Source organism: Caldimonas manganoxidans ATCC BAA-369 (assembly GCF_000381125.1).
Taxonomy (GTDB): domain Bacteria; phylum Pseudomonadota; class Gammaproteobacteria; order Burkholderiales; family Burkholderiaceae_C; genus Caldimonas; species Caldimonas manganoxidans.
This window is the reverse complement of the sequence record NZ_KB905952.1, coordinates 1-22825: the sequence shown is the minus strand read 5'-3', so window position 1 is coordinate 22825 and position 22825 is coordinate 1. Positions and strand designations below refer to the sequence as shown.

General features: G+C 67.6%; 18 protein-coding genes and 1 riboswitch. Of the genes, 10 read left to right on the top strand and 8 right to left on the bottom strand.

From position 1 onward, the window contains the following. Window positions 1-77 precede the first annotated feature (77 nt). Genes F615_RS0112525 through F615_RS0112515 form a run of 3 tightly spaced genes read left to right on the top strand, consistent with a single transcriptional unit; the run spans window position 78 to window position 2100 of the window. Entirely contained in the window at window positions 78-584 is a 507-nt protein-coding gene (locus F615_RS0112525; protein WP_026330288.1) for an SET domain-containing protein, read from the top strand. Then, window positions 530-1366: a biotin--[acetyl-CoA-carboxylase] ligase gene (locus F615_RS0112520; protein ID WP_019561536.1), complete on the top strand. Its 837-nt coding sequence runs from the start codon at window positions 530-532 to the stop codon at window positions 1364-1366. The genes F615_RS0112525 and F615_RS0112520 overlap by 55 nt, the downstream gene beginning before the upstream one ends. Next, window positions 1360-2100, top strand: coding sequence for an SPOR domain-containing protein (locus F615_RS0112515; protein WP_019561535.1), 741 nt, complete (start codon window positions 1360-1362; stop codon window positions 2098-2100). Before F615_RS0112520 ends, F615_RS0112515 begins: the two co-directional genes overlap by 7 nt. 60 nt (window positions 2101-2160) lie before the next feature. Here F615_RS0112515 and gap read toward each other — a convergent pair whose 3' ends face one another. Both gap and tkt read right to left on the bottom strand, forming a co-directional pair. Further along, the gene (gene gap / locus F615_RS0112510) at window positions 2161-3162 is read right to left on the bottom strand and encodes a type I glyceraldehyde-3-phosphate dehydrogenase (RefSeq protein ID WP_019561534.1); all 1002 of its coding nucleotides are present in this window, start codon (window positions 3160-3162) and stop codon (window positions 2161-2163) included. 83 nt (window positions 3163-3245) lie between these two features. Then, entirely contained in the window at window positions 3246-5291 is a 2046-nt protein-coding gene (gene tkt / locus F615_RS0112505) for a transketolase (protein WP_019561533.1), read from the bottom strand. Between the two features lie 155 nt (window positions 5292-5446). Here tkt and murU point away from each other — a divergent pair, with 155 nt between their 5' ends. Beyond that, a complete protein-coding gene (gene murU / locus F615_RS0112500) occupies window positions 5447-6184 on the top strand; it encodes an N-acetylmuramate alpha-1-phosphate uridylyltransferase MurU (RefSeq protein WP_019561532.1) in 738 nt (245 codons plus the stop codon). Beyond that, the gene (locus F615_RS0112495) at window positions 6181-6873 is read left to right on the top strand and encodes a PH domain-containing protein (protein ID WP_019561531.1); all 693 of its coding nucleotides are present in this window, start codon (window positions 6181-6183) and stop codon (window positions 6871-6873) included. The genes murU and F615_RS0112495 overlap by 4 nt, the downstream gene beginning before the upstream one ends. On the opposite strand, the gene F615_RS0112490 is transcribed toward F615_RS0112495, so the two are convergent. Beyond that, the gene (locus tag F615_RS0112490) at window positions 6867-8561 is read right to left on the bottom strand and encodes a choice-of-anchor I family protein (protein ID WP_169452431.1); all 1695 of its coding nucleotides are present in this window, start codon (window positions 8559-8561) and stop codon (window positions 6867-6869) included. The genes F615_RS0112495 and F615_RS0112490 overlap by 7 nt on opposite strands. Window positions 8562-8663: 102 nt before the next feature. Between F615_RS0112490 and F615_RS0112485 the strand changes: the two genes are divergently transcribed. After that, on the top strand, window positions 8664-10082 hold the full coding sequence (locus tag F615_RS0112485) for an aminopeptidase P N-terminal domain-containing protein (RefSeq protein ID WP_051090248.1): 1419 nt from the start codon (window positions 8664-8666) through the stop codon (window positions 10080-10082). Between the two features lie 15 nt (window positions 10083-10097). On the opposite strand, the gene F615_RS18515 is transcribed toward F615_RS0112485, so the two are convergent. Genes F615_RS18515 through F615_RS0112470 form a run of 3 tightly spaced genes read right to left on the bottom strand, consistent with a single transcriptional unit; the run spans window position 10098 to window position 15889 of the window. Then, window positions 10098-11543, bottom strand: a complete 1446-nt coding sequence (locus tag F615_RS18515; RefSeq protein ID WP_019561528.1) for an efflux transporter outer membrane subunit — start codon at window positions 11541-11543, stop codon at window positions 10098-10100. Then, the gene (locus F615_RS0112475) at window positions 11540-14686 is read right to left on the bottom strand and encodes an efflux RND transporter permease subunit (RefSeq protein ID WP_019561527.1); all 3147 of its coding nucleotides are present in this window, start codon (window positions 14684-14686) and stop codon (window positions 11540-11542) included. Before F615_RS0112475 ends, F615_RS18515 begins: the two co-directional genes overlap by 4 nt. 15 nt (window positions 14687-14701) lie before the next feature. Beyond that, window positions 14702-15889, bottom strand: coding sequence for an efflux RND transporter periplasmic adaptor subunit (locus F615_RS0112470; protein WP_019561526.1), 1188 nt, complete (start codon window positions 15887-15889; stop codon window positions 14702-14704). Window positions 15890-16069: 180 nt separating this feature from the next. Here F615_RS0112470 and F615_RS18510 point away from each other — a divergent pair, with 180 nt between their 5' ends. After that, entirely contained in the window at window positions 16070-16771 is a 702-nt protein-coding gene (locus F615_RS18510; protein WP_019561525.1) for a TetR family transcriptional regulator, read from the top strand. On the opposite strand, the gene metH is transcribed toward F615_RS18510, so the two are convergent. Next, window positions 16696-19431, bottom strand: a complete 2736-nt coding sequence (metH, locus tag F615_RS18505; RefSeq protein WP_083932468.1) for a methionine synthase — start codon at window positions 19429-19431, stop codon at window positions 16696-16698. The genes F615_RS18510 and metH overlap by 76 nt on opposite strands. 38 nt (window positions 19432-19469) lie before the next feature. After that, window positions 19470-19554, bottom strand: a riboswitch (S-adenosyl-L-homocysteine riboswitch). Window positions 19555-19689: 135 nt separating this feature from the next. Between metH and F615_RS0112455 the strand changes: the two genes are divergently transcribed. Both F615_RS0112455 and F615_RS18500 read left to right on the top strand, forming a co-directional pair. Next, a complete protein-coding gene (locus F615_RS0112455) occupies window positions 19690-20361 on the top strand; it encodes a YiaD family glycine zipper/OmpA-like lipoprotein (RefSeq protein ID WP_019561523.1) in 672 nt (223 codons plus the stop codon). Between the two features lie 82 nt (window positions 20362-20443). After that, window positions 20444-21055 carry an OmpA family protein gene (locus F615_RS18500; RefSeq protein WP_019561522.1) on the top strand — a complete coding sequence of 204 codons (612 nt, stop codon included), beginning with the start codon at window positions 20444-20446 and terminating at the stop codon, window positions 21053-21055. 18 nt (window positions 21056-21073) lie between these two features. Here the strand turns inward: F615_RS18500 and F615_RS0112445 are convergent, their stop codons facing one another. Then, complete coding sequence (locus F615_RS0112445) at window positions 21074-22129, bottom strand: homocysteine S-methyltransferase family protein (RefSeq protein WP_019561521.1); 1056 nt, start codon at window positions 22127-22129, stop codon at window positions 21074-21076. 88 nt (window positions 22130-22217) lie between these two features. Here F615_RS0112445 and F615_RS0112440 point away from each other — a divergent pair, with 88 nt between their 5' ends. Further along, on the top strand, window positions 22218-22610 hold the full coding sequence (locus tag F615_RS0112440; RefSeq protein ID WP_019561520.1) for a rhodanese-like domain-containing protein: 393 nt from the start codon (window positions 22218-22220) through the stop codon (window positions 22608-22610). The last annotated feature ends 215 nt before the right edge of the window (window positions 22611-22825 follow it).

Below are 22825 nucleotides of genomic sequence, written 5' to 3'. Positions count from 1 at the left end.
CCCCTACAATGCCGCTGCCTCGCGCGTGCGCGCACGCACGCGCGCGCTCCCACATTTCAATGTACCCAAAGTCGACCATGACGCAAGCTCGGCCCTCCCGTTCCCCCCGCGCCGCCGCGGGGTCCGCTGCCCCAGCTCGGCGGCGGCGCATCCAGGTGCGCCGCTCCAGCGTGCACGGCAAAGGGGTGTTCGCCGTGGCGCCCATCCGCGCCGGCGAGCGCATCATCGAGTACAAGGGCGAAGTCATCACTTGGGCCGAAGCCTTACGCCGCCACCCGCACGACCCGAGCGACCCGCACCACACGTTCTACTTCCACATCGACGACGGCCATGTGATCGACGCCAAGTACGGCGGCAACGCCGCACGCTGGATCAACCATGCCTGCAACCCCAATTGCGAAGCCGACGAAGTCAATGGCCGCGTGTTCATCAAGGCTTTGCGTGACATCGCCCCTGGCGAGGAGCTGTTCTACGACTACCGCCTGGTGATCGACGAGCGCTACACGCCCAAACTAAAAAAGCAGTACGAATGCCGCTGCGGTGCACCGAACTGCCGCCGCACCATGCTCGCCCCGAAGCGATGAGCACCTTGCGCTGGCCGGTCGAAGACCTCTGGGAACGGCTCGAACCCCAGCTGCCGGGGTTGAGCGTGGAGGTGCTGGCCGAGGTCGACTCCACCAACACCCGGCTGCTGGAACGCGCACGTCAGGGCGATACCGCCGCCTGTCTGCTGGTGGCCGAGCGCCAACACGCCGGGCGCGGCCGCCAAGGGCGGGCCTGGCAGTCGGCGCCGGGGGCTTCGCTGACCTTTTCACTGGGCTTGCCGCTGTCGCCGCAGCGCTGGGGCGGACTGTCGCTGGCCGTGGGCGTGGCCCTGGCCGAGGCGCTGCACCCGCTGCTGCGCATCAAGTGGCCCAACGATTTGTGGACGCTCGACGACCACGGCGCCCCCGCCGGCAAGCTGGGCGGCATCTTGATCGAGACCCAGGGCCATGCCAGTGCCACCCGCCATGTGGTGGTGGGCGTGGGCCTGAACATCGAGGTGCCGCCGGCCCTGCCCGACCCGCGCCATCCGGTGGCTTGGCTGCGCCAGCTCGACCCGGGCCTCACCGCCGCCGAGGCCCTCACGGCGGCCGCCACCGCCTTGGTGGGCGCACTCAAGCTGTTCGAGCTGCGCGGCTTTGCGGCCTTTGCGCGGCGTTTCGCAGCCCGTGATTTGTTGCGCGGCCGCCGTGTGCGCACCACCAAGCCGGAGCTGCCCGAAGCCCAGGCCGAAGGGGTCGACGAGGATGGCGCTTTGCTGCTGCGTGACGCGCACGGCCTGCACCGTCTGGACAGCGGCGAGGTGAGTGTGCGCCCATGTTGAGACTGCTGGTGCTCGTGCTGCTGCTGGCCAACCTGGGCTACTACGCCTGGACGGCCGGTCATTTGCACGGCCTGGTGTCGATCTCGCCGAGCCCACGCGAGCCCGAACGGCTCCAGCGCCAGGTGCGTCCCGAGCTCGTGCAAATCCACACCGCGCCGCAGGCGGCTGCGCCTTCTCAGCCCGAGGCGGCCTCGGCGGCTGAGCCACAGGACGCCCCGGCGCTGCCCGCCCCAGCCTCGGCCGCCAGCGAGGCAGCCCAGAGTAGCTGCTTGGAGATCGGCCCCTACACCGAGGCCGAGTACGCCGCCGTGCAAACGACCTTCTCGCAGGTGCTGCAAGGTGTGGACTGGAGCGCGCAGCGCGAGGAGCACGGTGGGGTGTTCCTGGTCTACTTGGGCAAGTACCCCAGCCGCGAGGCGCTGCTGCGCCGGCAAGAGGAACTGCGCGCAGCCGGCATCCGCGCTGAAGAGCTGCGCCATTCGCCCGGCCTGGAGCCCGGGCTGACGCTGGGCCGCTTCAACTCGCGCGAAAGCGCCGAGCGGCGGGCCTTGGCCTTGGCCGATCGCGGTGTGCGTGCGGCCCGCGTGCTGACGATCACGCCACCGGCCGTGCGTGTGCAGGTGCGCATCCCCGCGGCCAGCGCCAAACTTCAAACGCGCTTGGAGGACCTGGCCCCGCGGCTGCAGGGGCGTCGGCCCGCGCCCTGTGAGGTTGCGTCCGACGCGCGCCCCTGATCCTACGGGGACACGAAAAAGGGCTCCCGCAGGAGCCCTGAGGTCAACGACGAGCGCCGATCACTTCGAGGCCACCACGCGGGCCATTTCCAACACCTTGTTGGAGTAGCCCCATTCGTTGTCGTACCAGGCCACGAGCTTGACGAAGGTGGAGTCCAAGGCGATGCCGGCTTCGGCATCGAAGATCGAGGTGCGCGGGTCGCCACGGAAATCGGTGGCCACGACCTTGTCTTCGGTGTAGCCCAGCACGCCTCGCAACGCGCCTTCGCTTTGGGCCTTCATCTCGGCGCAAATCTCGGCATAGGTGGCGGGCTTCTCCAGTTCACAGGTGAGGTCAACCACCGACACGTCGGAGGTGGGCACTCGGAAGGCCATGCCGGTGAGCTTCTTGTTGAGCTCGGGGATCACCACGCCCACGGCCTTGGCCGCGCCGGTGCTGGAGGGAATGATGTTCTCGAGGATGCCGCGGCCGCCGCGCCAGTCCTTGTTGCTCGGCCCGTCCACCGTTTTTTGCGTGGCCGTGGCCGCGTGCACGGTGGTCATCAGGCCGCGCTTGATGCCCCATTTGTCGTGCAGCACCTTGGCCAGCGGCGCCAAGCAATTGGTGGTGCAAGACGCATTGGAGATGATGGCCTCGCCGGCATATTTGGTGTGGTTGACGCCGTAGACGAACATCGGGGTGTCGTCCTTGGACGGCGCAGACATGATCACTTTCTTCGCGCCGGCGCTCAGGTGCTTGCCAGCGGTGTCTTTGGTGAGGAACAAACCGGTGGATTCCACCACGATGTCGGCGCCGACCTCGCCCCATCGCAGCTCGGCCGGGTCTTTCACGGCACTGAGGCGGATCTTCTTGCCATTGACCACCAAGGTGCTGCCTTCGACGGCCACCTCGCCATCGAAGCGACCATGCACCGAGTCGTACCGCAGCATGTAGGCCAGGTAGTCGGGTTCGAGCAAGTCGTTGATCGCCACCACCTCGATGTCCGGGAAGTTCTTCACCGCCGCGCGGAACACCATGCGCCCGATGCGCCCAAAGCCGTTGATGCCGATTCTGATGGTCATGATTGCGCTCTCCTAGAGAAAAGTCGATCTGTGTCGCTCATGAAAAACGGGGGCGCCGTCGTCGGTCGCCCCCGCTCTTCGACTCACTGTGCCAGCACGGCGCGCACGGTGGCCGCCACATTCTCCGGCGTGAAGCCGAAGTGTTTGAACAGCACACCGGCCGGCGCCGATTCGCCATAGGTGTCGATGCCCACCACCGCGGCGCAGCCGTACTTCCACCAGAAGTCGGTGACGCCAGCTTCCACCGCGATGCGGGGCAGCCGCGCAGGCAGCACCTGGCTCTTGTAGGCAGCGTCCTGGCGGTCGAAGACGGTGCTCGACGGCATGGACACCACGCGCACCGCGATGCCCTGCACGGCCAGCAACTGCTGCGCATGCAAGGCCAGCTGCACCTCGGAGCCGGTGGCGATGAGGACGGCCTGCGGCTTTTTCTGCAGCCCCACTTCGCTCGGCTCGGCCAGCACATAGGCCCCGCGCGCGATGTCCTCCAGCCCCGCCTTGGGCGCATAGGGCAGGTTCTGACGCGACAGCAGCAAGGCCGTGGGGCGATGTTTGTTTTGCAGCGCGCAGGCCCAGGCCACCGCGGTCTCGGCGGTATCGGCCGGACGCCAGACATCCAAATTGGGGATCAGACGCAGGCTGGCCGCATGCTCGATCGACTGGTGGGTCGGGCCGTCTTCGCCCAGTCCGATGGAGTCGTGCGTGAACACGTGGATCACGCGCTGCTTCATCAGCGCGGCCATGCGGATGGCGTTGCGAGAGTAATCGCTGAAGGTCAGGAAGGTGCCGCCGTAGGGAATGTAGCCACCGTGCAGCGCGATGCCGTTCATGATGGCGGCCATGCCGAACTCGCGCACCCCGTAGTTGATGTGCCGCCCGCCGTTGGGCTCGCCGCTGACCGCATCGAAGCGCAACGCCGGCGTGCTCTTGGTCTGGGTGAGATTGGAGCCGGTCAAATCGGCCGAGCCGCCCAGCAGCTCCGGCAGCGCCGCGGTGAAGGCCTCCAGCGCGATCTGGCTGGCTTTGCGGGTGGCCACGGTCTCGGCCTTGGCATGGGCCGCCACGGCCGCATCCACCGCCACCTGGGCGAACGAGGCGGGCAGCTCGCCGCGGATGCGGCGCTCGAATTCGGCGGCCAGCTCGGGATGCGCGGCCCGGTAAGCCTCGAAGCGGGACTGCCAGTCGCGCTGCAGCGCCGCACCGGTCTGGCGGGCATCCCAAGCCGCGTAGGCCTCGGCCGGAATCACGAAGGGGTCATGCACCCAGCCCAAGGCGTCGCGCGTAGCGCGAATCTCCTCCACGCCCAGGGCCTCGCCATGGACCTTGGCCGTGCCGGCCCGGTTCGGCGAGCCCTTGCCGATGGTGGTCTTGCACACGATCAGCGTGGGCCGGTCGGTACTGCGCTTGGCCTGGGCGATGGCCGCATCCACCGCCTGCACGTCATGGCCGTCCACGTCGTCGATGACTTGCCAGCCGTAGGCCGCAAAGCGCTGGGGAGTGTCATCGATGAACCAGGGATCGACCTGGCCGTCGATGGAAATGCCGTTGTCGTCGTACAGCGCAATGAGCTTGTTGAGCTTCCAGGCGCCAGCCAAGGCGCAGGCTTCGTGGCTGATGCCTTCCATCAAGCAGCCGTCGCCGAGAAACACGTAGGTGTAATGATCGACGATGCGGTGCTCGCCACGGTTGAACTCATGCGCCAGCAATTTCTCGGCCAAGGCCATGCCCACGGCATTGGTCAAGCCCTGCCCCAGCGGACCGGTGGTCGTCTCCACGCCCGGCGTGATGCCCACCTCGGGATGCCCCGGGGTCTTGCTGTGCAACTGACGGAAGCGCTTGATCTCCTCCAGCGACAAGTCATAGCCGCTCAGGTGCAGCAGCGCGTAGATCAGCATCGAGCCGTGCCCATTGGACAGCACGAAGCGGTCGCGATCGGGCCACTGCGGGTCGGCCGGGTTGTGGCGCAAGTGGCGACTCCACAGCGCCACGGCCATCTCGGCCATGCCCATGGGGGCACCGGGGTGGCCCGAATTGGCGGCCTGCACGGCATCCATCGCCAGGGCGCGGATCGCATTGGCCATCAAGGTGGTGTTCTGGAGGGTCGAGGGGGTCTGGGCACTCATGTCCATGAGAAAACCTGCCGCTGCGGCTGTGCATCCCGGCGCCGCCGACGGCATGCGCGGATGGGACGGGGGTTGGATCGGGGAATCCCGCATTGTAAGTCGGCGCGGATAATCACCCCGCTGGGGGCCCGCCGGGCCTCCGAAGGCCCTTTGTTGCGCGCATGGACAACCTCAAAGCCCTGATCCTGGCAGCCGGCCGCGGCGAACGCATGCGCCCGCTGACCGACCACACCCCCAAGCCGCTGTTGCCGGTGCACGGCCGACCCTTGATCGAATGGCATTTGCTGGCCCTGGCACGCGACGGCGTACGCGAGGTGGTCATCAACACCGCCTGGCTGGAGGCGCGGTTCCCAGCCACCTTGGGCGATGGCTCGCGCTTCGGGCTGCGCATCCACTACTCGATGGAAGGTCGCGACCATGGCGGGGCACTGGAGACCGCCGGTGGCATCGCCAAGGCCCTGCCGTGGCTGGGCGAATGCTTCTGGGTGGTCTCCGGCGACATCTTCGCCCCCGATTTCCGCTTCGACGCCGCGCGCGCGCAGGCCTTTGCCGCAGGCTCGCGGCTGGCCCATCTGTGGCTGGTGCCCAACCCGCCGTACCACCCGCGCGGCGACTTCGGCATCGGCGCCGACGGCCTGGGACTGAGCGAACCGCCGCAGACCGTGCCGCTCCATACCTACGCCAACCTGGCGCTGATGCGCGCCGAGTTGTGCCGCCACCTGCCCGTGGGGCGTCCTGCCGCGCTGGGCCCGCTCTTGCATGAGGCGATGCGTCGCCGCCAAATCAGTGTCGAAATGTATACAGGCCGCTGGGAAAACGTCGGAACCCCCGCACAATGGGAAGCCTTGTCGGCACCGCTGCCGTTTGGCACAGCACCGACCCCGGAGGACGGAACATGAAGGAGCTGCTCGTCGGAATGCTGGCGGCCGTGGCCTTGGCGGCCTTGCTCGAGGTGGGCGTGATCAAGGCCCTGCGCGGCGTGCAACTGGCGGCCTCGCCCTTGTCCGGCGAGGGCTTGGATTCCTTCGTCTACGACCGCTCCTTGCTCACGCCGCAGCGCGACCTGGCGATCGTCTGGGCCGGTCTGATCTTGGCCGGCGTGCTGGGAGCCTGTGCCTGGGTCTTCGATCGGCCCGGGCTGTGGGTGCCCGCGGGGCTGGCCTGGTGCGCCGCCCTGGGCTGGGACTGGTGGACCTGGGAACGCGCCGCCGCCAGCGTGAAGTCCGTGAGCTGGCGGCGCGGCTGGCGGCATTCCACCCGTCGAGTGCCGGTCTCGCGCGTGGCCGAGGTGCATGTGGTGGAAAAGCGCTGGCTGGGACCACTGGGCACCTGCTACATCGCGCTGACCCTGGACGACGGCAAAGCCGTCAAACTCCCCCATACGGCCACGCTGGGCGGCCTGAGTCGGGTGGAAGACGTGGCCAACTTCATCCGGCTGCAAATCCAGCAAGTGCGTGAACTGCAACAGCGGCGGGCCAACGAACGGCGGCGCGCGAGAGCACGGCGTGAGCCCAAGGACCCGCAAGAGCGCGAACTGCGGCGCAAGCTGGTCGAGCTGCGCCGCGCCCAGAGCGAAAAGGCTCAGTAGCTCAGGTTGATCTGATACACCGCGGTGGTGCCACTGGTTTCGTGCCCGACGATGAGCAGGGGCTGGCCATGGGGGGAGTCGGCCGCCGGAATCAGCGCCAGGCCTTCAGGGCCGCGGTCGCCACCCGCGCCTTCGCGCGTGTTCAGGTAGGTGACAAAGCGGGGCGCCGCGGGGTCGCTCACGTCGTAGATCATCACCCCACCCACACGCTCCAGGCCGATGAAGGCGAAGGTCTTTGCGCCGAAGCGGCCCAGCACCACGCCCTCGGGCTCGGGGCCTTTGCTGGGGCTGCGGCTATCGAGCGTGTTGTTGTCGTTGCTGGCGTTGAAGGCGTAGTCATGACCTGGCGTGCCCGCCAAGGCCGCCGTGCGCTGCTCGAACTCGTCGCCCGAGTCGTACACCTGCCTGACGTCGGCGGTCCAGATCGAGAAGGATCGAGCACCGAAGGCGTACAGCTCGGTGCAGCGACCGGCGCTGTTCTTGCCGTCCAGCCCGCCGTTGGGCGTGGTGGTGATGCGCAGGCGGCCCAGGTGGGAGTCGAACAGCAGGTTGGCGGCGTCCGGCCCGAAGATCGCCGGCTCCAGGCCGTTGGTGCAGTAAGCCCGCACGCGCGTCTCCTCGTTGAAGCCCGGCCAATCGCGCGCATCGCCTTCGTTGGCGGTGATGAGGTAGGTCTGGCCGCCGACCGTGTAGCTGGCGATGGCATCGGGCAGGTAGAGCCCGCGCACCGGCACCGGCGCGATGCGCACCGCGGGGGTGCCGCTGTTGGTGTGGGTGCCGCCGTCTTCGTCGCTCACGTCCATGCCCATGCCGGCAAGACTGTGGTCCTTGAAGCCCAGCGGGCGGATGGACGTGACCGTGGCCGTCTCGATGTCCACGATGGCGATCGCGTTGTTCTCCTGCAGCGTCACGTAGGCCGTGCGGCCATCGTCCGAGACGGCGATGTACTCGGGCTCGAGATCCTGCGCCACGGTGGCATTGGGGCCGTAGATGCGCACGCCAGCCGCGCGCAGCGAGGCCGCCTGGTTGTTGAAGGCCGCAAACCCCGCCGTGCGGGCCGTGACGGTGAGGGTGGCCTGGGTGGGCGTGAGCACCGGCAGGTCGATGATGCTGATGGAACCTTCGGGATCCACCGAGTCGGGCTGGTTGTAACTGTTGGGTTCCCCCTCGTTGGCCACCAGCAGGCGCCGGCCATCGGGGGTGAAGGTCAGCATGTCGGGCAGAGCCCCCACCGTGACCTGGCCGATGCGCTGCAAATCGGCCGCACGATAGAACGCCACCCGCCCGGGGTCGGTTTTGGGATTGGCTTCGATGGCCAGGGCCACCACGCCATTGTGTATGGCCACGCTATTGACGCTGGCGCCCAGGTCACTCACGTCCAGGGTCTGCACCAGGGTCGGCGCGGCCGGGTTGCTCAGGTCGAGCACGTCCACCGAGCCGAGGGTGGCATTGACCACGAAGAGCCGACGGCTCAGGGGATCGTAGGCGGGGATCTCGGCAGCGCCGGGCTGGCTCGTCGGGTTCTCGTGCACGTAACCGCCGATGCGCGTCATGCTCAGGCTGGTGGGTGTGAGCACCACGGGTTCGTCGGGTGAGTTGCCGTCGCTGCCGCCTCCGCAGCCCACGACCAGGGCCGTCGCGACCGCCACGATGCCGCCCATCCCCCAGGGCTTGTGCTTTTGCTTCACAGTTTCTCCTGCAACGACTGACAAACGCCGCGCAGTGTTTGCCTGTGTTGTGACAGGGTGATGAAGTCGCCACCGACCACGCCGCCGGGCTAGACTGTGCGGATGAGCCTGCTTCCCCCCTTGGCCGCCGACCCGGAGGCCCCCCGCCAGCGCCGGGCCCGGCTGGCGCAGACCTTGCGTGAGGCCGGCGGCGGTGTGGCCGTGCTGCCCACGGCGCCGCAGCGCGTGCGCAACCGCGACACTCACCATCCCTATCGGCCCGACAGCCACTTCCATTACCTCACCGGCTTCGACGAACCCGACGCCTGGCTGGTGCTGGACAGCACCGGGCGCAGCACGCTGCTGTGCCTGCCGCGCGATCCCGAGCGCGAGATCTGGGATGGCCATCGGCTCGGCCCCGAGGCCGCGGCGGCCGCCCTGGGCGTGGAGGCGGCGCTCAGCGTCGAAGATCTCGACCAGCACATGCCCAACTTGCTCAGCGGGCATCCGGCGGTCTGGTACCCCTTTGGCGTGCACGAAGGCTTGGCCACGCGCATCGAGCGTTGGCTGGACGTGGTGCGCGCGCGCGAGCGCCAGGGCGCAAGCTGCCCCACGCAGTGCCGTGACCTGTCGGTGCTGCTGGACGAGATGCGCCTGATCAAGGACGCGCACGAACTGCAATTGATGCGCCGCGCCGGCACCATCTCGGCCCTGGCGCATGTGCGCGTGATGGAACGCTGTGGCCAGTGGGCACGCGAAGGCCGGCTGGAGCCATGTCGCGAATACCATCTCGAGGCCGAACTGCTGCACGAGTTCCGACGCCAAGGCGCCGTCGGTCCGGCCTACCCGAGCATCGTGGCCGCCGGCGCCAACGCCTGTGTGCTGCACCATCCGGCAGGAGAAGCTGCGCTGAAGCCCGGGGAGCTGTGCCTGGTCGATGCCGGCTGCGAATACCGCGGCTATGCCGGCGACATCACCCGCACCTTCCCGATCAGCGGACGCTTCAGCGCGGCGCAGCGCGAGCTCTACGAGATCGTGCTGGCCGCCCAAACCGCCGCGATCGCGGCCCTGCGGCCGGGAGCCCGCCTGCGCGATGCCCACGAGGCCGCCTTGCGCGTGCTGTGCCAGGGGATGCTGGACACCGGGCTGCTGGACCGCAGCCGGCATGGCGACGTGGATGAGGTCATCGGCACGGCCGCGTATCGCCCGTTCTACATGCACGGCACCAGCCACTGGCTGGGCCGCGACGTGCACGACGTGGGCTCGTATGTGCAAGAAGACGAGCCCCCGATCGAGCAACCCGACGGCATGGGCGGCCGAGTGCTGCGCAAACCCTCGCGGATCTTGCAGCCGGGCATGGTGGCCACCGTCGAGCCCGGCTTGTACGTGCGTCCAGCCCCAGGCGTGCCCGAACGCTATTGGCACCTCGGCATCCGCATCGAAGACGATGCCCTCATCACGCCCGCGGGCTGCGAGCTGCTGACCCGCGACGCCCCCGTGCAGCCCGACGAGATCGAAGCGCTGATGGCGGGTGCGGCCTGAGGGCCGCGCCCGCGTTCAGGAGCCCTGAGCCAGCGGCGGCGATGCGGGCGGCGTCCAGCCGCCGCCCAAGGCCTTGAACAGTTCCACCGTCGCGGCCAGTTGGGCGCGGTGGTTGTCCAGCACCCGCAGCCGCGCGGCATTGGCGCTGCGCTGCGCATCGAGCAGCTCCAGATAGGCCGAGTAGCCGGCCTCATACCGCTGCTGCGCGGAGCGCAGCGCCCGCTCGCTGGCCTGCGCGGCACGCTCCACATCGGCCTGCGCGGCCCGGGCGGCTTGCAGATTGGTCAAGGCGTCGGCGACATCGCGAAAGGCCGCTTGCACCGCGCCTTGGTAGGCCGCCAGGGCCTCGCGCTGACGCGCTTCGGCCTGAGCCGTCTGCGCACGGCGCCGGCCGGCGTCGAAGATCGGCACATCCAGCCCCACGCCCAACAGCCCGATGCGCGCACCGCCCTTGAGCAGATCGGCCAGCTCGGCGCTTTGCCCGCCGAAGGCGCCCGTCAGCGTGATGCTGGGATACATCGCCGCCCGGGCCACGCCGATCTGGGCATTGGCCGCGGCCAGTAGCGCTTCGGCTTGCCGCACGTCGGGCCGGCGCTCCAGCAAGGACGAGGGCAGACCGGCCGGCGGCACCGGCGGCACCGGCAGGTCGCGCACCGCCCCGGGGGCCAACTGCAAATCCGGCTGGCCGCTCAGCAGCGCCAGCTGTGAACGCGCCAACTCGCGCTGGCGCTGCAACTCACGCAACTGCAAAGCCGCTTCGGCACGCTCGGCCTCGGCTTGATCCACGTCCAAGCGCGCAGCCGCCCCGCCTTGCAGCCGCATGCGCAGCAGCTGCAAGCTGGCCTCGCGTGAGGCCAGGGTGTCGCGGCTGAGTGCGATCTGCTCATCGAGCATGCGCAGGCTGAAGTAGGTTTGGGCCACCAGGCCGCTGACGGTCTGCCACACCACCTCGCGGGCATGGTCGCTGGCCAGGGCCTGCGCGCGGGCGGCCTCCGAAGCCCGACGCAGCCGCCCCCAGAAATCGATCTCGAAGCCGGTGCTGGCGGCAAGCTCGAAGGTGTTGAAGGTCGCCCCCGTGCCGGTGGCCGACAGCTCGCTGCTGCGTTGTCGCGTGGCGCTGGCGCGCAGACCCAGCGTGGGCCAGCGCAGCGCCTCGGCCTCGCTCAGCAGCGCCACGGCTTGCTCGACCCGGGCCACGGCCGCTTGCACGTCGGTATTGTGGCGCCGCGCAGCCTGCATCAAGTCGTCCAGCGTGGCATCGCCAAACAAGGTCCACCAGTGGGGCGACACCTCCGACGGCGCCTGCGCCACGGGGGAGGTCTCGGCAGGCGCGGCATACTGCGGCGGCAGGTTCACGGCCGGACGCTGATAATCCGGCCCCACGGCCGCGCAAGCCCCAAGCACGGCCGCACCCAGCAGGGGCCCCAGCCGCAGGGTTCGCAACGGTTGGCGCATCGTCATACCGGTACCTCCTCGGTCGAGCCTGGCGCATGGCTGTGCTGGGGCCGCGGCTTGCGGGCCAGCAAAGTGAAGAACAGCGGAATGAAGATCGGGGCCACGAAGGTGGCCACCAGCATGCCACCGAAGACGCCCGTGCCCATCGATTGGCGGGCCGCCGCACCGGCGCCAGTGGCGATCATCAGCGGCACCACCCCCAAGCCGAAGGCCAGCGAGGTCATCACGATCGGGCGGAAGCGCAGACGCGCGGCCTCGCGGGCCGCGGCCACGGCCGACAAGCCCCGCTCCATGCCTTGCATGGCGAATTCGGCGATCAGGATCGCGTTCTTCGCGGCCAGGCCAATCAACACCACCAGGCCGATCTGGAAGTAGATGTCGTTTTCCATGCCGCGCAAGAACACCAGCAAAAGCGCCCCCGTGACGGCAAAGGGCACGGCCAGCATCACCGCCATCGGCACACCCCAGCGCTCATACAAGGCGGCCAAGATCAAATAGACCATGATCAGCGCAAAGCCGAAGGCGAACACGGACGCATTGCCGGTGCGCTTTTCCTGGAACGCCTGGCCGGTCCATTCGATCGAATAGCCCGCCGGCAAATGCTCGCGCGCCACTTGTTCGACCGCGGCGATGGCCTCGCCGGAGCTGTAGCCTGGCGCGGCATTGCCGAAGATCTTGGCGGCGATGTAGCCGTTGTAACGCTCGACCTGCTCCGGGCCGACGATGTCGCTGACCCGGATCAGCGCCTTGAGCGGAATCATCTGCCCACTGGTCTGTGAGCGCACGTGCAAGCGACCGAGATCCTCCGGCTTGGCCCGGTAGGGCGCATCGGCCTGCATCGTGACGCGATAGGTGCGCCCTTGGCGGTTGAAGTCATTGACGTAGTACGAGCCCATCTGCGCTTGCAAGGCGGCAAACACCTCACTGACCGGCACGCCCAAGGCCAGGGCCTTTTCGCGATCGACCTCCACGCGCAACTGCGGCACCGTGGGGCGGTAGAAGGTGTTCAAGCCCGTCAGCGCGGGATGCTTGGCCAACGCGGCCATGAAGTCTTGCGTGACCTGCGCCAGCTTCAGAGGATCGGGCTCGGTGCGGCCTTGCACATAGACCTCGAAGCCGCCGGCCTGCCCCAGCCCCAGGATGGCGGGTGGATTGAACGCGAAGGCAATGCCATCGGGCAAGGCAAAGCCCATGCCCGAGACCGCCTGCGCCAGCGCTTGCGCACTTTGCTGGCGCTCTTCCCAAGGCTTCATGGGGATGAAGATGGTGGCCGCATTGGCCTTGGCGCCCCCGCCGATGAAGTCGAAGCCATTGATCGCGAAGAAGTTGCGAATGGCCGGATTGTCGGCATTCATTTGGCGCAGCCGCTCGGTGGTGCGTTCGGTGCGCGCCAGCGTCGCGCCATCGGGCAACACCGCCGAGGCGATGATGTAGCCTTGATCCTCATCGGGCACGAAACTGCCCGGCACCGTCGCCAGCAGCCACAGCGCCGCGCCGAGCATCAGCACGAAGCCGCTCAAGGCGGCCAGCCGACGCCGCAGCGCCCAATCCACCCCTTTCAGAAAGCGCGCCGTGAGCCAGTTGAACCCACGGTTGAACGGCGCGAACAACCGCTCGCCGCGCGTGGGGCCCTCATGCTCATGGGGCTTGAGCAACAACGCACACAACGCCGGGGTCAGCGTCAGCGCCACCACGCCGGACAGCACCACCGAGATGGCCACCGTCACGGCGAACTGGCGGTACAGCTGGCCGGCGATGCCCCCCATGAAGGCCACCGGGATGAACACGGCACACAGCACCAGCACGATCCCCACCACGGCGCCGGAGACCTCGCGCATGGCCTCGATGGCCGCCGCAAAGGGGCTCATTCTCTCCTCGCGCATCAGCCGCTCGACGTTCTCGATCACGATGATCGCGTCATCGACCACGATGCCGATGGCCAGCACCATCGCAAACAGCGTCAGCGTGTTGATCGAAAAGCCCAACAGCCATAGGCCGGCGAAGGTGCCGATCAGCGACACCGGCACGGCCAGCATCGGAATGAGCGTGGCGCGCCAGGTTTGCAAAAAGATGAACACCACCACCAGCACGATCAGCGCGGCCTCGATCACCGTCTTGGCCACCTCGTGGATCGACGCCGAGACGAACAAGGTGGTGTCGTAGGGAATGCTGTAGTCCACATCGGTGGGGAAGCGCTCGCGCTTGAGCTCGGCCATCTTGGCCTTGACGGCTTCGCCCACGTCCAGCGCATTGGCCCCAGACTGCAGGAACACGCCGATGGCAATGGAGGGCTTGCCATCCACGTAGCTGGACTGGTCGTAGCTTTGCGCGCCCAGCTCCACGCGGGCCACGTCTTTGAGGCGCAGCACGCCGCCGGGGCCGCTGGCGCGCAGGATGATCTCGCCGAACTCTTCCGGGCGCAGCAGGCGGCCGCGCGCGGTCACCGTGTAGGCAATCTCTTGCCCCGGTGGCGCAGGCTCGGCGCCGATCTTGCCCGCGGCGTATTGCGCGTTTTGTGCGCCGATGGCCGCGGCCACGTCAGCCGGCGTGATGCCCAGCTGGGCCATGCGGTCCGGATTGAGCCACACCCGCATCGAATAGTCGCGCGCGCCGAAGACCTGCACGTCGGCCGTGCCCGCAATGCGCTTGAGCTCGTCCAGGATGTTCAGCGTGGCGTAGTTGGACAAGAACAACTCATCGTGCGTGCCCTGCGGCGAGTTCAACGCGATGACGAGCAAAAAATTGTTCGAGCGCTTGGCCACCACCACGCCGTTGCGGCGCACCTCGTCAGGCAGGCGCGGCGAGGCCAGCTGCACGCGGTTGTTGACATTGAAGGTGGCTTTGTCGATGTCGGTACCGACTTCGAAGGTAGCGGTGATTTCCACCGTGCCGTTGGACGAGGCGCTTGAATTGAAGTACTGCAGCCCCTCGATGCCGGAGAGCTGCTCCTCGATGGGTGCGGCCACCGTGGTGGCCAGCGTCTCGGCCGAAGCGCCGGGATAGGACGCGCTGATGGTGACCGTCGGCGGGGCGATCTCCGGATATTGGGCGATCGGCAAAGCGCGCATCGACACCAGCCCGGCCAGCACGACGACGATGGACAAGACCGCGGCGAATATCGGCCGCTCGATGAAGAAGCGAGAGTTCATGCGCCCTCCTTTTCTTCACTGCGTCGAGGCCGCTGCGGCGGCCGCTGGCGCTGCAGCGGGCTGCGGCTCGGCCGGCTGCGGCGCCACCGGGGCGCCGGGACGCAGCTTCATCAGATGCTCGACGATGACCTGATCGCTGGCCTTCAGCCCGCTGGTGACCACCCAATCGCTGCCCAACCACCCGGCCGTCTGGATGGGCGCCGGCTGGGCTTGCCCCTCGCGCACCACCCACACCATGCGCCCTTGCTCGTTTTGCATCACGGCCGACTGCGGCACCAAGAAGCCTCGTGCCTGCCCTGCCACCACCTGCACTTTGACGAACTGGCCAGGCAGCACCCGCAGCCGCGGGTTGGCAAACTCGGCCCGCAGCGGCACCGTGCCCAGCGACGGATCCACCGTGGAGCCGGCAAAGTTCAGTCGCCCCTGCTCCAGCAGCGACTCGCCCCGGTCGCTCAACAACCGCACTTGCGTGCCGCCGGCCGCCCGCACACGGGCCAGCTCCGCTTCGGACAGCGCGAATCGCACCCAGATCGGATCGGTCTGCGTGACCGTGGTCAGCAGGCTGTCGGTGCTGGGGTTGACCAACGCCCCTTCCGACTTCAGCGAGCGCCCGCTGATGCCCGAGATCGGCGCCGTCACCGTGGTGTAGGACAGGTTCAACTCGGCCTGTCGAACCTGGGCCTGAGCCAGGGCCACGGCCGCTTGCGCCAGCTGCAGCGACGACTGGGCGTTGTCGGCCTCGCGTCGACTGATGGCCTGAGCCTCGGCCAGCGGGCGCAGTCGTTCGTACTCGCGGCGGGCCTGATCCAGCTGCGCTTGCTGTTGGGCCAGCTGGGCGCGCGCCTGCTGCAGCGCGATCTCGAAGGGCGCGCGCTCGATCTGATACAGCACCGCGCCGGCACGCACCGGCTCGCCCTCTTGGTAGCGCTGGCGCTCGATCAACCCGGTCACGCGGGCGCGCACCTCGACCTGTTTGGAGCCTTCGGCCTGGCCCACGGCCTCCAACGTGATCGGCAGCTGCTGCTCTTGCACCACGCGCACCTGCACCGGCAGGGCCGCCCCGGCCGCAGGGCTGGGCGCGGTCTTGGCCGCATCGCAGGCCGCCAAGCCCGCCAACGCCGCCGCAGCCAGCAATACAGCGCTCCAGCGGCTCACCGAGCCCGCAGCGAACCGGCGTGTGAAGTCATCGACGATCGTTCGCATGAAGTCCTCATCGACTCACGCCGCCCCGGGCTTCGAACACGAAGCCGTCGGCGTGAGCATGGATAGGTGGATCGAGCCGGGCGCGTCCCTCGATCGACCGCACGCCGGTGCGGATCAACCCCGAGTTCGCGCCCCCGGGAAAGCCCGTATCATACATACATTCACGAATGTATGCTTATCATGGCGCGACGCACCAAAGAAGAAGCCGAACAAACCCGCCGGGCGATCTTGGCCGCCGCACGGCGGTGTTTCCACGCCCAAGGCGTGTCGATGACCAGCCTGGAGGACATCGCCAAGGAAGCGGGCGTCACACGCGGCGCGGTGTACTGGCATTTCGCCAACAAAGGCGAGTTGATCGACGCCATGTTCGATGAAGTCTCGATCCCCTTCATCGATCGGCTGGACTACACGCTGCTGCTCGACCCCGAGGCCGACGCACGCAACCGCCTGCGCAATTTCCTGCGTCAGCTGATCGGCTCCATCGATGACCCCGAGCTGCGGGTGGTGATGGAGATTCTGGAGTTCAAGTGCGAATTCGTCGGCGAACGCAGCGAGGATCTGAGCGACTGGATCGCTCACAGCCAAGACCTGATCGGCAAGCTCGAGCGCACCTACGAACAAGCCCGTCTGGAAGGCACGCTGCGCCCGGACATCACGCCCCGCCTGGCGGCCTTGGAGACCAAATGCTTCCTGGGTGGCCTGCTGCGCTTGCGCTTGCTACGCCTGCCCGAGCTGGAGCCACTGGACAGCGCTCATGCGCTCATCGACGCCTATTTGCAAGGCGTGCTGCCGCTGGAGCTGCGCACTCAGACCCAGGCCCCGGCCAAGCGCTCGACTTCGGCGCGGTCGCGCCCGCTGCGGCGGGCCAAATCATCGAGTTGATCGGCCCCCACCCGGCCCACATTGAAGTACACCGCCTGCGGGTGCGCCAGGTAGAACCCACTGACGCTGGCCGCCGGGGTCATGGCCAGGCTGTCGGTCAGGCCCATCCCGATCTCGTGCGCCCCCAGCACTCGGAACATGTCGCGTTTGACGCTGTGGTCCGGGCAGGCCGGGTAGCCAGGGGCCGGGCGAATGCCACGGTATTTTTCGGCGATCAGCTCTTCGTTGGACAGCGCCTCGTCCGGAGCATAGCCCCACAGCTCGGTGCGCACGCGCTGGTGCATGCGCTCGGCCAGCGCCTCGGCCAGCCGATCGGCCAGCGCTTTGAGCATGATGGCCGAGTAGTCGTCGTGGTCATCCAAGAAGTACCGCTCCTTCTTCTCCACGCCGATGCCGGCGGTCACCGCGAACAGGCCCACGTAATCGTTGTTCAGCGGTGAGACGAAGTCGGCCAGACAGCGGTTGGGGCGACGCACCCCATCGACCACCGGGCGCTCGGTTTGCATGCGCAGGCCGTACCAAGTCATCAGCACCTGGGTGCGCGCCTCGTCGGCATAGAGCACGATGTCGTCATCGTGGACCTGACAGGCCGGATACAAGCCGATCACCGCATGCGCAGTGAGCCAGCGGCCTTCGATCAGCCGCTTGAGCATGCGCTGCCCGTCGCTGTAGACGCGCCGCGCCGATTCGCCCACGATCTCGTCGGTGAGGATGGCCGGAAAAGAACCGGCCAAATCCCAGGTCTGGAAAAACGGACCCCAGTCGATGCACTGCGCAATCTCGGCCAAATCGTAATTGCGAAACACGCGCCGGCCCAGGAACTTGGGTTTGGGCGGCATATACGAGGCCCAATCGATCGGGGTCTTGTTGGCGCGCGCCTGCGCCAAGCTCACCAAGGGCGCCTGCTTCTTGCCCGCATGCTGCTGACGCACGCGCTCATAGTCGGCCCGCAGTTCTTCGAGGTACTTCGCCGCGCGCTCGTCCGACAACAAGTCCGAGCACACGCTCACGCTGCGCGAGGCATCGGGCACGTAGACCACCGGCCCCTCGTAGTTCGGGGCAATTTTCACGGCCGTGTGCACGCGGCTGGTGGTGGCCCCACCGATGAGCAGTGGGATCTTTTTGACCCGGAAGTATTCGTCGCGCTGCATCTCCGAGGCCACGTACTGCATTTCTTCCAAGCTGGGCGTGATGAGCCCCGACAGCCCGATGATGTCCGCCCCTTCGACCTTGGCGCGGGCGAGGATGTCCTGGCAGGGCACCATCACGCCCATGTTGACCACCTCGAAGTTGTTGCACTGCAGGACGACCGCGACGATGTTCTTGCCGATGTCGTGTACGTCGCCCTTGACGGTGGCGATGACGATTTTTCCTTTGGGTTTCACATCGCCGCCGGCGGCCTCGAGCTGGCGCTTTTCCTCCTCGATGTAGGGCACGAGATGGGCCACGGCCTGCTTCATCACGCGTGCGCTCTTGACCACCTGCGGCAAAAACATCTTGCCCGCACCGAACAAGTCGCCCACGATGTTCATGCCGGCCATCAACGGGCCCTCGATCACATGCAACGGTCGGCCGCCTTGGGCCTTGATCTTCTGCCAGGCTTCCTCGGTGTCTTGCACGATGAAGTCGGTGATGCCGTGCACCAGCGCATGGCTCAAGCGCTCCTCCACCGGCAGCGCGCGCCAAGCCAAGCGGGCGCTGTCATCCTTGGCCGATCCCTTGACCTGTTCTGCAATCTCCAGCAACCGCTCAGTGGCGTCTGGGCGGCGGTTGAGCACCACGTCTTCCACCCGCTCGCGCAGCTCGGGGTCTAGATCGTCATAGACGCCGATCTGCCCGGCGTTGACGATGCCCATGTCCATGCCGGCACGGATCGCGTGGTACAGAAACACCGTGTGGATGGCCTCGCGCACCGGCTCGTTGCCGCGGAAGGAAAAGCTCACGTTGGAGACGCCGCCGGACACCTTGGCCCCGGGCAAATGCTGCTTGATCCAACGCGTGGCCTCGATGAAGTCGACCGCGTAGTTGTTGTGCTCCTCGATGCCGGTGGCAATCGCGAAGATGTTGGGGTCGAAGATGATGTCCTCGGGCGGGAAGCCCACATCGTCCACCAGGAGGCGATAGGCCCGCTGGCAGATCTCGATCTTGCGCTGGAAGGTGTCGGCCTGGCCCTGCTCATCGAAGGCCATCACCACGGTGGCCGCGCCATAGCGCCGGATCAGCCGGGCCTGGCGCTTGAATTCTGCCTCGCCCTCTTTGAGCGAGATGGAATTGACGATGCCCTTGCCCTGGATGCATTTGAGGCCGGCTTCGATCACCTCCCACTTGGAGGAATCGATCATGATCGGCACGCGCGCAATCTCAGGCTCAGACGCAATCAGGTTGAGGAAGCGCACCATCGCGGCCTTGCTGTCGAGCATGGCCTCGTCCATGTTGACGTCGATGATTTGCGCGCCGTTTTCCACCTGTTGGCGTGCCACGGCCAAGGCCTCTTCGAACTGACCGTTGAGGATCATGCGCGCAAATGCCTTGGAGCCGGTCACATTGGTGCGCTCGCCAATGTTGACGAACAGCGTGCCATCACCGATCAACACGGGTTCCAGCCCCGACAGTCGCATCGGCGGCACAGCAGAGGAGGCAGTAAGGGAGGCAGAAGTCATGGCCGGTCATGCGAGGGGCCACGGCTCACCCGTGGCGGCGCGGGCGAGCGTCGTTGCGAACGAAAATTCCAAGCCTGACACACGGACGCCAGAGGCACCGGTGCTGCAACGCTCCTTGGAAGTTACGTATTTTACGCGAAGCCCCTCCAACCGAGGGGGCTCATGGATCGAGCGGTCGTTACATTTTTCAACGCCATGACCTTGCCAGTCGATCCAGCTTCGGCTGGAATTTGAACTTTGGCAGTCCGAGGAACGATCATGAAGCGAAGCATCGTGGCACTGTGCGCCTTGGCCCTGGGGGCCGCAGGCTGCGCCAACATGAGTGAAACCCAGCAAAACACCGCCAAGGGGGCCGGCATCGGCGCGGCCGCCGGCGCGTTGATCGGTCTGGCCACCGCCGGGGGCAACAAAGGCAAGAGCGCGGCCACCGGCGCGGCCGCCGGTGCGGCCGTCGGTGCGCTGGGCGGCTACATTTGGTCCAAGCGCATGGAAGAGCAACGCGCCAAGATGGAGCAGGCCAGCGCCGGCACAGGCATCGGGGTGGAGCGCACGGCCGACAACCAGATCCGCGTGCAGATTCCGTCCGATGCCGGCTTCGACGTGGGCCGTTCGGCCATCCGGCCCCAACTGGCCAGCGTGCTGGACAAATTCGCCCAGAGCATGCGCGAGCATCCAGCCACCGAGATCCGCATCATCGGCCACACCGACAGCACCGGCTCCGATGCGGTCAACAACCCCTTGTCCATCGAGCGTGCCGCCAGCACGCGCGACTACCTGGTGGCCCGCGGCGTGGCCGTCTCGCGCATCAGCATCGATGGGCGGGGCAGCCGCGAGCCCGTGGCCAGCAACGACACGGCCGAAGGGCGCGCCAAGAACCGGCGCGTGGAGATCTTCGTGGCCGAGCGCGAGCAAACCGCTCAGGCTCGTTGATCGCCGCTGCACCCAAACCCAGCCCCGGCGCCAGGCCGGGGTTTTTCTTCGTCCCCACCCATCCCACTCAGGAGGAAAAGACATGAGCATGCGCTTGCAACGACTGTGGCCAGTCCTGGTCACCCTCGCCGGGTTCGCCGGCTGCGCCACGCCCACGCCGAGCGAAGCACCGCCGCCGGCCCCCGTGGCGGCGCCCGCCCCGCCACCGGCCCCTGTTGCGGCCCCGGCCGTCTCGGTGATCGACAGCCATGCCTGGACGGCCTCGATGGAGGCGTTGGCGCAACGTCTGTTGGGCGCCGCCCAGACCGGCAAGGTCGAGGTGCGGCGCACCGACGACAACCGTCTGTTGGTGCGCGCCACCGGCGACAGTTCCTTCGTCTCCGGGCGCGCCGCGGTGACCGAGGGCTTCCGGCAGACCCTGGACCTGGTGGCCGCCGCCTTGCTCGAAGCGCCCGAGGCCCGGGTGCTCATCCTCGGGCACACCGACGCGCGCGGCTCGGACGCACTGAACAACCGCCTGTCCAAAGAGCGCGCCGAAGCCGCGCGTGATTACCTGGTGGGGCGTGGCGTGCCGGTGGAGCGCTTGCTCGCCGAAGGCCGCGGCAAAACCGAACCCGTGGCCGACAATGCCACCGCCCAAGGGCGGGCGCTCAACCGCCGGGTCGAGCTGCTCATCAGCGTGCCGGCCCCCTGAGCGCCGAGGCGGCCAGGCTCAAGCCGTCTGCGACACCAGGCGGCTGAACATGCCCTGGGCCTGGCAACGCGGCTGGTAGCGCCCCACCCGCTGGGCGATCGCCGCGATGTGCTCGGGCGTGGTGCCGCAGCAGCCGCCGGCGATGTTGAGCAGCCCGGCACGCGCGAAGTCTTCCATCAGCGCGCTGGTGACCTCGGGGGTCTCGTCGAAGCCGGTCTCGCTCATCGGATTGGGCAGCCCCGCATTGGGGTAGCAGGAGATGAAGGTGTCGTCGGCGGCCTTGGCCAGCTCCTCCAGGTACGGACGCATCAACGCCGCCCCCAATGCGCAGTTCAGGCCCACGGCGATGGGGCGCGCATGGCGCACCGAGTGCCAAAAGGCCGTGACGGTCTGGCCCGAGAGGATGCGCCCCGATGCATCGGTGACGGTGCCCGAAATGATCACCGGCACGCGCTCGCCCGTGGCCTCGAACAGCTCATCGATCGCAAAGATCGCCGCTTTGGCATTGAGCGTGTCGAAGATGGTTTCCACCAGAAAGAGGTCAGCCCCGCCTTCGAGCAGCCCTTCGGCCTGCTCGTAGTAGGCCGCACGCAAGGTGTCGAAATCGATGTTGCGCGCCCCAGGGTCATTGACATCCGGGCTGATGCTGGCCGTGCGCGGCGTCGGGCCGAAGGCCCCGGCCACGAAACGGGGTTTGTCTGGCGTGGCGAATTTCTCGCAGGCCGCGCGCGCCAGGCGGGCCGCTTGCACGTTCATCTCACGCGCCAGCGAGGCCAGCCCATAGTCCTCTTGGGCCACCGAGGTGGCCCCAAAGGTGTTGGTCTCGATGATGTCGGCCCCGGCCGCCAGATAGGCTTCATGGATCTGGCTGATCACATCGGGCCGGGTGAACACCAACAGTTCGTTGTTGCCCTTGAGATCCTTGGGATGGTCGGCAAAGCGCGTGCCGCGGTAGTCGGCCTCGCTCAGCTTGTAACGTTGGATCATGGTGCCCATCGCGCCGTCGAGGATGACGATGCGCTGGCGCATCAGCTCCGGCAGCGCGGCGGCGCGGGTGTAGGGTCGGGCGTCCATGTACGCATTGTAGGCATGGGCGCCGGGCCGGCGCTCCCTGGGGGCTTGGCGCTGCGGGACAATGCCGCCACGACCAGTCGCCGACGCCATGAAAGACCTCACCCCCCGTCAGGCCTGGGCCCACCTGCAGGCCCACCCCGACGCCCTCTTCGTGGACGTGCGCATGGAGATCGAGTACCTGTACGTGGGCCACCCGCCGGGCGCGGTGCGCATCCCCTGGTACGAATACCCCGAGATGGAGATCGACGAGGCGCGCTTCGTCGAGCGCGTGCGGCGCGAGACCGCCAGCCCGCACCGCCCGGTGGTGCTGATCTGCCGCTCGGGCCCGCGCAGCCTCGAGGCCGCGCGGGCCCTGGAGGCTGCCGGCTTCACCGAGGTGGTCGACGTGCGCCACGGCTTCGAGGGTGATCGCGACGAGCACTTGCACCGCGGCACGCAGAACGGCTGGCGGCACGACGGCTTGCCCTGGGAACAGATGTAGCGCGCCCCGTCGTGTCACAACTCATTACAGCGTGTGCGTTGACGCTGCATAAACTGCCCGTGGGCCCCGCATGATGCAGCACGCTGGGGCCACACAACACCATCAGGAGAGGACTGCATGCGCCCATTCATCGTCCTGGGCGACAAGACCACCCATGGCGGCACGGTCGTCAGCGCCGACTTCACCGTCGACATCCACGGCAAGTACATGGCCCG

What these genes read in the sequence shown, in the direction of transcription:
- F615_RS0112525 (WP_026330288.1), top strand. Translation starts at nt 78, where the DNA reads ATGACGCAAGCTCGGCCCTCCCGTTCCCCCCGCGCCGCCGCGGGGTCC.
- F615_RS0112520 (WP_019561536.1), top strand. Translation starts at nt 530, where the DNA reads ATGCCGCTGCGGTGCACCGAACTGCCGCCGCACCATGCTCGCCCCGAA.
- F615_RS0112515 (WP_019561535.1), top strand. Translation starts at nt 1,360, where the DNA reads ATGTTGAGACTGCTGGTGCTCGTGCTGCTGCTGGCCAACCTGGGCTAC.
- gap (WP_019561534.1), bottom strand. Translation starts at nt 3,162, where the DNA reads ATGACCATCAGAATCGGCATCAACGGCTTTGGGCGCATCGGGCGCATG.
- tkt (WP_019561533.1), bottom strand. Translation starts at nt 5,291, where the DNA reads ATGGACATGAGTGCCCAGACCCCCTCGACCCTCCAGAACACCACCTTG.
- murU (WP_019561532.1), top strand. Translation starts at nt 5,447, where the DNA reads ATGGACAACCTCAAAGCCCTGATCCTGGCAGCCGGCCGCGGCGAACGC.
- F615_RS0112495 (WP_019561531.1), top strand. Translation starts at nt 6,181, where the DNA reads ATGAAGGAGCTGCTCGTCGGAATGCTGGCGGCCGTGGCCTTGGCGGCC.
- F615_RS0112485 (WP_051090248.1), top strand. Translation starts at nt 8,664, where the DNA reads ATGAGCCTGCTTCCCCCCTTGGCCGCCGACCCGGAGGCCCCCCGCCAG.
- F615_RS18515 (WP_019561528.1), bottom strand. Translation starts at nt 11,543, where the DNA reads ATGACGATGCGCCAACCGTTGCGAACCCTGCGGCTGGGGCCCCTGCTG.
- F615_RS0112475 (WP_019561527.1), bottom strand. Translation starts at nt 14,686, where the DNA reads ATGAACTCTCGCTTCTTCATCGAGCGGCCGATATTCGCCGCGGTCTTG.
- F615_RS0112470 (WP_019561526.1), bottom strand. Translation starts at nt 15,889, where the DNA reads ATGCGAACGATCGTCGATGACTTCACACGCCGGTTCGCTGCGGGCTCG.
- F615_RS18510 (WP_019561525.1), top strand. Translation starts at nt 16,070, where the DNA reads ATGGCGCGACGCACCAAAGAAGAAGCCGAACAAACCCGCCGGGCGATC.
- metH (WP_083932468.1), bottom strand. Translation starts at nt 19,431, where the DNA reads ATGACTTCTGCCTCCCTTACTGCCTCCTCTGCTGTGCCGCCGATGCGA.
- F615_RS0112455 (WP_019561523.1), top strand. Translation starts at nt 19,690, where the DNA reads ATGAAGCGAAGCATCGTGGCACTGTGCGCCTTGGCCCTGGGGGCCGCA.
- F615_RS18500 (WP_019561522.1), top strand. Translation starts at nt 20,444, where the DNA reads ATGAGCATGCGCTTGCAACGACTGTGGCCAGTCCTGGTCACCCTCGCC.
- F615_RS0112445 (WP_019561521.1), bottom strand. Translation starts at nt 22,129, where the DNA reads ATGGACGCCCGACCCTACACCCGCGCCGCCGCGCTGCCGGAGCTGATG.
- F615_RS0112440 (WP_019561520.1), top strand. Translation starts at nt 22,218, where the DNA reads ATGAAAGACCTCACCCCCCGTCAGGCCTGGGCCCACCTGCAGGCCCAC.